Source organism: Jannaschia donghaensis, assembly GCF_001403795.1.
GTDB lineage: Bacteria > Pseudomonadota > Alphaproteobacteria > Rhodobacterales > Rhodobacteraceae > Jannaschia > Jannaschia donghaensis.
The window spans coordinates 999,898-1,008,376 of sequence record NZ_CXSU01000012.1 but is presented as its reverse complement, the minus strand read 5'-3'; the positions used below and the strand labels follow the sequence as shown (position 1 = coordinate 1,008,376).

General features: G+C 65.1%; 7 protein-coding genes and 1 tRNA gene. 7 read left to right on the top strand and 1 reads right to left on the bottom strand.

From position 1 onward, the window contains the following. The 7 genes from JDO7802_RS14145 to JDO7802_RS14115 form a co-directional block, all read left to right on the top strand. The coding region (locus JDO7802_RS14145) for a cryptochrome/photolyase family protein (RefSeq protein ID WP_055086602.1) at positions 1–1,177 on the top strand (1,177 nt) is incomplete at its 5' end. Positions 1,178–1,244: 67 nt separating this feature from the next. Further along, a complete protein-coding gene (locus JDO7802_RS14140) occupies positions 1,245–2,456 on the top strand; it encodes an SAM-dependent methyltransferase (RefSeq protein ID WP_055086601.1) in 1,212 nt (403 codons plus the stop codon). Further along, complete coding sequence (locus JDO7802_RS14135) at positions 2,456–2,917, top strand: TrgA family protein (protein ID WP_055086600.1); 462 nt, start codon at positions 2,456–2,458, stop codon at positions 2,915–2,917. The genes JDO7802_RS14140 and JDO7802_RS14135 overlap by 1 nt, the downstream gene beginning before the upstream one ends. 24 nt (positions 2,918–2,941) lie before the next feature. Continuing rightward, the gene (locus JDO7802_RS14130) at positions 2,942–4,057 is read left to right on the top strand and encodes an NUDIX domain-containing protein (RefSeq protein WP_055086599.1); all 1,116 of its coding nucleotides are present in this window, start codon (positions 2,942–2,944) and stop codon (positions 4,055–4,057) included. 55 nt (positions 4,058–4,112) lie between these two features. Continuing rightward, positions 4,113–5,138 (top strand): cysteine synthase A, encoded by a 1,026-nt coding sequence (locus JDO7802_RS14125; RefSeq protein WP_055086598.1) that lies wholly within the window; start codon positions 4,113–4,115, stop codon positions 5,136–5,138. Beyond that, positions 5,135–7,495 carry a DUF3772 domain-containing protein gene (locus tag JDO7802_RS14120; protein WP_055086597.1) on the top strand — a complete coding sequence of 787 codons (2,361 nt, stop codon included), beginning with the start codon at positions 5,135–5,137 and terminating at the stop codon, positions 7,493–7,495. Before JDO7802_RS14125 ends, JDO7802_RS14120 begins: the two co-directional genes overlap by 4 nt. Further along, on the top strand, positions 7,492–8,208 hold the full coding sequence (locus JDO7802_RS14115) for an alanyl-tRNA editing protein (protein WP_055086596.1): 717 nt from the start codon (positions 7,492–7,494) through the stop codon (positions 8,206–8,208). Before JDO7802_RS14120 ends, JDO7802_RS14115 begins: the two co-directional genes overlap by 4 nt. A gap of 33 nt (positions 8,209–8,241) precedes the next feature. Here the strand turns inward: JDO7802_RS14115 and JDO7802_RS14110 are convergent. Beyond that, positions 8,242–8,331, bottom strand: a tRNA-Ser gene (locus tag JDO7802_RS14110). Positions 8,332–8,479: the final 148 nt, after the last annotated feature.

Genomic DNA, 8,479 nt, shown 5'->3' with positions numbered 1-8,479 from the left:
CCTGCGGCGGGGCAAGGCCCTCGACGTATTGCGCGATCTGGTGGCGGAGACGGGGGCGGATACCGTTATCTGGAACCGCCTTTACGTCGCCGACGAGCGGGCGCGCGACACCGAGGTCAAGGAAGCCCTGCGCCACGACGGGTTGGCGGCACGGTCATTCCACGCCCATGTCCTGTTCGAGCCGTGGACGGTGGAGACGAAAACGGGCGGTTTCTACAAGGTCTATACCCCCTTCTGGAAATCGGTGCGCGACCGTGATGTCGGATCGGCGCTGACGGCCCCATCGGCGGTCAAGGCCCCCGTGGAATGGCCCGCGTCCGATGACCTGGCGGACTGGGATCTGGGCCGCGCGATGCGGCGGGGTGCCGACGTCGTGGCCGAACACGTCCACGTCGGCGAAAAGGCGGCGCAAGCGCGGCTGGGCGCCTTCATCGCCCACCGGATCGACGATTATGCCGAGGCCCGGGACGCGTTGGCCGTCGATGGCACCAGCGGCCTGAGCGAGAACCTGACCTACGGCGAGATCAGTGCGCGGTCCTGCTGGTGGGCAGGGCAGCGTGCGATGGACGACGGCAAGCGCGGGGCCGATACCTTCCTCAAGGAGATCGTCTGGCGCGATTTCGCGCATCACCTTGCCTATCACACGCCCCGCCTGACGACCGAGAATTGGAAATCCGATTGGGATGCCTTCCCGTGGCGCGGCGACAATTCCGATGCCGAGGCTTGGCGCCGCGGCTGCACCGGCCTCGACGTCGTGGATGCCGCCATGCGGGAGGTCTATGTCACAGGCCGCATGCACAACCGCGCGCGCATGCTCACGGGCAGCTATCTGACCAAGCATCTGATGACCGACTGGAAGGTCGGGTGCGACTGGTTCGCTGACGTTCTTATCGACTGGGACCCGGCTTCGAACGCGATGGGATGGCAATGGGTCGCCGGATCGGGGCCGGACGCCAGCCCCTTCTTCCGCATCTTCAACCCCGAAACGCAGGCCGAAAAGTTCGACAAGGCCGGCCGGTACCGCGACCGTTGGTTGTCGTCGAAGGACTTCTTCGAGGCGATCCCCCGCAGTTGGGAGCTGGACCCTGGGTCCGCCCGACCGTCGGCCCCCATCGTCGGCCTGTCCGAAGGTCGCACACGTGCGCTGGAGGCGTACAAGCAACGCGACGCAGGGTAAACCGCGTCCAGGGTCTTGCTTTCGCGGTATTCCGGATGATTTTGTGCGCTGGCAATCCGGGGGATTCATGGACGCGTTGACGAGCACCGAAGGGCAGGGCGACCTGCCGCGTTATTTCAAGCGTTGTTTTGCCATGGCTGGGCGAACGCAGTCGGGTCGCATCGACGTGGTTCTGGCAGACGGGCGCCGGTTTCGTCATCAGGGCGTGGCGCCCGGTCCGGTTGCGGAGATCGTCTGCACCAACGACGATGTGTTCACCCGGCTGGTGCGCGAAGGCGACATCGGTTTCATGGAATCCTATATGGACGGGGCCTGGACGACGCCCGACCTGCAGGCGGTGTTCGATTTCATCAACAAGGAGGGGGACATGCTGATCCAGCAGTTCCCCGGCCTGAAATGGGTGCAGGCCTACGAGAAGCTGCGCTTCTGGCTGCAGCGCAACACCAAGGAACAGGCGCGCAAAAACATCGCCGCGCACTACGATCTGGGCAACAAATTCTATGGCCTGTGGCTGGACGATACGATGACCTATTCCTCCGCCCTGTTCGAGACGGGGCAGGAGGATATGGAGGCTGCGCAGACCGCGAAGTACAAATCCATCGTCGACCGCATGGCCGTCGCGCCCGGCGATCACGTGCTTGAAATCGGCTGCGGCTGGGGCGGGTTTGCCGAATACGCGGCCGGCGCGCGGGGCCTGAAGGTAACCTGCCTGACGCTGAGCCAAGAGCAGTTGAACTACGCCGTCGAACGTATTGAAAAAGCCGGATTGTCCGATCTGGTGGACTTCAAGTTGCAGGATTACCGCGACGAGACGGGCACCTATGACGGTATCGCGTCGATCGAGATGTTCGAGGCGGTGGGGCAGAAGTTCTGGCCCACGTACTTCGACACGCTGCGCGACCGGCTGCGACCCGGGCGGCAAGCGTCGCTGCAGATCATCACGGTGCCGAACGAACGCTGGGCCACCTATTCCAACCAGGTGGATTTCATCCAGAAGTACATCTTTCCCGGCGGCATGCTGCCCGCGCCCATGAAGCTGACCGAGCAATTGGCGCGTGCGGGGTTGGAGGACGCGGGGTCGATTACGCTTGCCAAGGATTATTCGATTACGCTGCGGCGCTGGTACGACACGTTCAATGCCCGCTGGGACGATGTTCAGGCCTTGGGCTTCGACGACCGCTTCCGCAAGATGTGGAACCTCTATCTGACGGGCTGTGCGGGTGCGTTCGAATATGGCATGTGTGACGTGATTCAAATGACGGTCCGGAAACCCGCCTGATGCCGACACCTGCCAAACTCGTCGCCGCCATCCTGTTCGCGGCCCTGTGCTGGTTCGTGGGCGAGGCGATCGTGCGGTATACCTTGGAAGAAGGCGTGCGCGTCGGTCTTTTCCGCGAAGTGCTGGCCGCAGGCGGCCTGATCGTCGGGTGGCGGACCATCGGATCTGCGGCGACGGGCCCGGTCGGGCGGGGCAACAGCATCCCAAACGTCATCACCAGCGGGTTTGCGGCGGCCTTTGTCTTTCTTGTTCTGGGGCTTCTGTTCCATTCCTTCGGCGTCATGATCGCTGAATCGCTGGAGGGTAAATACAACGCCATCGGTCGCGCGGCGTCGGCTTGGATGGGGTTTCTGGTCGAGGATGCGATGACAGTCTGGCATCCGGTCATTCTGGGACTGCTGTTCGTCGGCGGCGCGGTGATCGGCCTGATCGCCGGCGTCGTCGGGCGTCGGTATCATTGATCGCCCCGGCGACACGAGGGCGAGATGACGCGCTATTTCCTGTTCGGCACCCTGCTTTGGGACGACCTTCTCCGCGATGTGGCGGGCGAGGATGTGGCGACATGTCCTGCCGATCTTTCAGGTTGGTCGGTGGAGCGGGCGGCGGCGGGCGATTGGCCCGTTTTGGTGCCCGGCGGCAGCGCGCGTGGTCGGCTGACAGGTGAACTGGGGTCTGCGGCGCGGGCGCGTCTGGACTGGTACGAAATCGCGTTCGGTATGGTGCCCGAGGCGGTGTCCGTCGATGGCCCCGACGGCGCGATCGCCGCGCTTGTCTACCGTGAGCAGGGCGGGGCTGGTGGTGCCGGCATCCCGTGGTCCCTGACCGACTGGAGGGGGGTCCATGGCGAACGCACGCGGATCGCCGCGGCGGAGGTCATGCGCGGAATGGGCCGGGTGTCGCCGGCGGATATCGTGGCGCGGCGCGGCCTGATCCAGTCGCGGGCGCAGGGTGTTGCCCTTGCCCGACAGGTCCGCCGCCCGACCACCGTGGGCGGCACGACGCCGGCCGAAGCGGTTCGGGTCGCGCGGGTCGATCACGTCTACGAAGGGTTCCACCGGGTCGAGGAATGGCATCTGGATCACCCCCGTTTCGACGGCGGTCGATCCGGCCAGATCCAGCGCGCGATCAGCCACGTGACCGACGCGGCCACTGTGCTGCCCTACGATCCGGTCCGCGACCGCGTCCTGCTGGTCGAACAGATCCGCATCGGTGCGTTGGCCAAGGGCGACCCGTTGCCTTGGTTGCTGGAACCGGTTGCGGGCCTGATCGACGCGGGCGAGACGGCCGAGGACGCCGCCATCCGCGAGGCGCAGGAAGAAGCGGGCACGACGCTGACGGCCGAGGACCTGCATTTCGTCGGCCGCTATTACCCCAGCCCCGGTGGCTTGGCGCAGATCCTGTTTTCGTTCGTGGCGCTTTGCGATCTGCCGGACCGGACCGACGGCCTGCACGGGTTGGTCGATGAACAGGAGGATATCCGCACGCATCTTCTGCCGGCCGACGATCTGATCGCGATGGTCGCCACCGGCGAGGCGGCGAACGCGCCCCTGATCATTTCCGCACAATGGCTGGCGCTTCACCGCGCCCGGCTGCGCGGTTGAACGCTGCCGCTGCGCCGCGTAGGTCAATCACAGACATTTGCCGCGGAGCGCCCCGATGACCCATGAAAACCTTGCCGCAGCCATAGGAAACACGCCGCTCATCCGGCTCAACCAGGTCAGCGACGCGACGGGCTGCGAGATCTTGGGCAAGGCGGAATTCCTGAACCCCGGCCAGTCGGTGAAAGACCGCGCGGCCCTTTACATCATCCGCGCGGCGATCGCGTCGGGTGAATTGAAGCCGGGTGGAACTATCGTGGAAGGCACGGCCGGGAACACCGGTATCGGGCTGAGCCTTGTGGGCGCGTCCATGGGATTCAAGTCGGTCATCGTCATCCCGGACAGCCAGAGCCAGGAAAAGAAGGACATGCTGCGCCTGGCCGGGGCCACGCTGGTCGAGGTGCCGCCCAAGCCCTACCGCGACGACAACAATTACATCAAATACGCCGCCCGCCTGGCCACTGAGCTGACCAAGACCGAACCCAACGGCGCGATTTTCGCCAATCAGTTCGACAATACCGCCAACCGGCAGGCCCATGTCGAAACGACGGGGCCGGAGCTTTGGGCGCAGACCGACGGCAAGATCGACGGCTTCATCTGCGCGGCCGGGTCGGGCGGCACTGTCGCGGGCGTCGCGCAGGTGTTGCAACCAAAGGGGGTGAAGGTTGGACTGGCCGATCCGATGGGGGCCGCGCTTTATAATTTTTACGAACACGGAGAGCTGAAGTCTGAAGGCAGCAGCATTTCCGAAGGCATCGGTCAGGGGCGCATCACCGCCAACCTGGACGGGTTCAAACCCGATTTCGTCTGTCAGGTCACCGACGAGGAAGCACTGCCCATCGTCTTCGACCTGCTGGAGCACGAGGGCCTTTGCATGGGCGGATCGACGGGCGTGAACATCGGCGGGGCGGTCAAGATGGCCAAACACATGGGCCCCGGCCATACCATCGTGACGATCCTGTGCGACTATGGCTCCCGCTATCAATCGAAGCTCTGGAACCCTGACTTCCTGCGCGGCAAAGACCTTCCGGTGCCCCATTGGCTGGACGGTCCGGGGCGCGAGGTGCCGACGGTCTTCGCATGATCCGCCACTTTGCCCCGGTTCTGCTGTGGCTGGCCCTGACCCTGCCGGTCGTCGGCCAATCCGTGCCGGACGACGTCGTCGTGACGACCCAGGACGGCGCGGTCGAGGTCGCGGACGAATGGGACGATCTGTCGGAGCGTGCGACCACGACCATCGCCGACGGCGTCGCATCCCCCGACGCGCTGGCCCGGCTGCGCGCCGACCTGCTGGTCTGGCGTGACAGGTTCGAGGGCGAGACTGATCAGAACTCTGCCCGTATCGACATCCTGCGATCCCAGATCGAGGCGCTTGGCCCCGTGCCCGGCGAGGGCGAGCGTGAGGCGGCCGACATCGCCGCCAAGCGTGAACAGCTGACCGATCAGCTGGAAACGGCATCGGCCCCCGGCCGTGTCGCGCAGGCGACGTTCACCCAGGCCGACGGCCTCATCACCGAGATCGACAACCTGATCGAGGCCGAACGCGCGCAGGAGGTGCTGCGCAAGGGGCCGATCCCGATCAATCCGCAGAATTGGCCAGTTGCGATTTCCACCATCGGAACCTGGACCGCCGACTTCATGCGCGAGCTGGGACAGCCTTTTGCCACCGCCACCGCGCGCGCGGTCTGGATGGCGCGTGGGTTCGAGTTGGGCCTGCTTGCCTTTGCGTCGATCGTTCTTTTGTGGCGGTCCGGGGCCTGGCTGGGCAGCTTGCGCGACAGGATCGCGCGGGATGAAGGCGAGAACGCGGTCGTTCGCGTCACCCTGCTGATGATTTCGCTGGCCCGGCTGATCCTTCCCGTGCTGGGGCTGATCGCGGTGACGCGGATGCTGCAGCTGATGGGCGCGTCCGGCGTCAGGATCGAGGCGGCGACGACGCTTTTGCCGATCATGGGCTTGATCGTCCTGCTGGCCCGGTGGCTGGCCCTGCAGGCCCTGCCCAAACGCGAAACGGCGGCCGCGTTCCTGCCGGTCGACCCCGCCCGCCGGTCCGAGGCGCGCTGGCACGCGCTGATGCTGGGTATCCTGCTGGCGTCGGCCTTTGCGGTCGAAGAGATCGCTCCCACCTCTGCTAACCCGGAAGTTAGCCGGGCCATATCCCACTTTGTCCTGCTGGCGATCGGGGGGCTGAACCTTCTGCGTCTGGGCCAGCTGTTCCTGGCCGAAGGCAAGGTCGCCAAGGGGGAGGAGAGCGAGGGATTCTGGGGTCAGGTCATGCGGCTTTTGGGTCGTGGGTTGATCGTGGTCGCCATTGCCGCGCCGCTGGTCGCGGCCTTCGGCTATGTCAATCTGGGCGGTGCGGTGCTGTGGCCGTCGGTCTTGTCGCTGGCGCTGATCATGCTGATCGGCATCCTGCAAGGCTTCGTCTTCGATCTTTATGCGGCCATCACGCGCCGGCCCGACGTGGGCCGTGATGCGCTGACGCCGACGCTGGTAGGGTTTGCGCTGGCGCTTGCCGCGCTGCCCGTCCTGGCGCTGATCTGGGGCGTGCGTCCGACGACGCTTGGCGAATGGTGGTCGCGGTTCATGCGCGGGTTCAGCGTCGGTGGCACCGAAATATCGCCCTCGAACTTTCTGACATTCGCGATCGTCTTCGTCATCGGCTTCATGGCCGTCCGCCTGCTCAAGGGTGTGCTTCGCACCAGTATCCTGCCGAAGACGAGCATGGACACCGGCGGCACGAACGCGGTGCTGTCGGGCACGGGATATGTCGGGATCACGTTATCGGCCCTTATCGCGATCACGGCCGCCGGTATAGACCTGAGCGGTCTCGCCATCGTCGCGGGGGCGCTGTCGGTCGGCATCGGTTTTGGCCTGCAGACCATCGTTCAGAACTTCGTGTCCGGCATCATCCTGCTGGTCGAACGTCCGATCAAACTGGGCGATTGGGTGAACGTCGGCGGGGTCGAAGGGTTCGTGCGCCAGATCTCCGTCCGCTCCACCCGGATCGAGACATTCGACCGGCAGGACGTGATCGTACCCAACGCCGATCTGATTTCGGGCATCGTCACGAATTACACGCTGGGCAATTCCGCCGGGCGCGTCGTTCTGACCGTCGGCGTTGCCTATGGCACTGACACCCGGCGGGTCGAAGCGATTCTGCAGGAGGTGGCCGAGCAGCATCCGATGGTGATCCTCGATCCGCCGCCGCTGATCACATTCGACGGGTTCGGGGCCGACAGCCTGGATTTCACGGTTCGCGTCGTCATCCGCGACATCCTGTTCAAGCCGCGCGTGGCGTCCGAACTCAATCACCTGATCGCCGAACGCTTCCTGTCCGAAGACCTGGAAATTCCGTTCGCGCAGCGCGATATCTGGCTGCGAAACCCCGAAGCGCTGCGCGCCGGGGATGCGCCAGACCCATCGCCCGAGACGACATGACCGAACCGCTGTTCCGCACCGACCCCTATCTCAAGACCACGACCGGGCGCGTCACCGCGCATACACCCGAAGGCGGCATCGTGCTCGACCGGTCGATCTTCTACGCCAAGGGCGGCGGTCAGCCGGGCGACAGCGGGCGCATCGTCTGGGACGGCGGGTCCTGCGACATCGCGGGCTGCGTCAAGGGTGAGGGCGACGACCTGATCCTTGTTCCCGCCGAGGAAGCCGCGCTGCCCCCCGTCGGGGCCGAGTTGGAGATGCGCCTCGATTGGGAGCGTCGGCACCGCTTCATGCGGATGCACACCGCGCTGCACCTGTTGTCCGTCGTCGTGCCGCTGCCTGTCACGGGCGGTCAGATCGGATCCGAGAAATCGCGGCTGGATTTCGACATGCCCGAAGTCCTGCACGATCGCGAACTCATCCAGGCCCGCCTGTCCAGTCTGATTTCGGGCAACCACGCCGTCGGTGAAAGTTGGATCACACAGGCGGAGTTGCAGGCGACCCCCGATCTGATCAAGACACGCGGCGTCCAGCCGCCCAAGGGGGCCGGCGACATCCGTCTGGTGCGGATCGGGTCCGGAAACGCGCCCGTCGATCTGCAACCGTGCGGCGGCACGCATGTCGCCAACACATCCGAAATCGGGTCGATCGTCGTCGGCAAGATCGAGAACAAAGGCCGCTCGAACCGCAGGATATCGCTGACATTCGGCTGATCGTTCGGAGGATGCCCACACCGCGGCGGGATATGGCAGAAGCGGTGGGATTCGAACCCACGAGACGCTTTCGCGCCTGCCGGTTTTCAAGACCGGTGCCTTCGACCACTCGGCCACGCTTCCACTGGGGCGGTGGCTACACCGCCGTGGAAGTCTTGGAAAGTGTCATCAAACCGTTACCTGCGCACCCTAGCGGCAGGCACGAAGACGGCGGGGGGCGAGCATGAAGGTTTTTATCAACGGATTGGGCCGCATCGGTAAACTGGCCCTG

Coding starts and splice junctions, on each gene's coding strand:
- JDO7802_RS14140 (WP_055086601.1), top strand. CDS start 1,245: ATGGACGCGTTGACGAGCACCGAAGGGCAGGGCGACCTGCCGCGTTAT.
- JDO7802_RS14135 (WP_055086600.1), top strand. CDS start 2,456: ATGCCGACACCTGCCAAACTCGTCGCCGCCATCCTGTTCGCGGCCCTG.
- JDO7802_RS14130 (WP_055086599.1), top strand. CDS start 2,942: ATGACGCGCTATTTCCTGTTCGGCACCCTGCTTTGGGACGACCTTCTC.
- JDO7802_RS14125 (WP_055086598.1), top strand. CDS start 4,113: ATGACCCATGAAAACCTTGCCGCAGCCATAGGAAACACGCCGCTCATC.
- JDO7802_RS14120 (WP_055086597.1), top strand. CDS start 5,135: ATGATCCGCCACTTTGCCCCGGTTCTGCTGTGGCTGGCCCTGACCCTG.
- JDO7802_RS14115 (WP_055086596.1), top strand. CDS start 7,492: ATGACCGAACCGCTGTTCCGCACCGACCCCTATCTCAAGACCACGACC.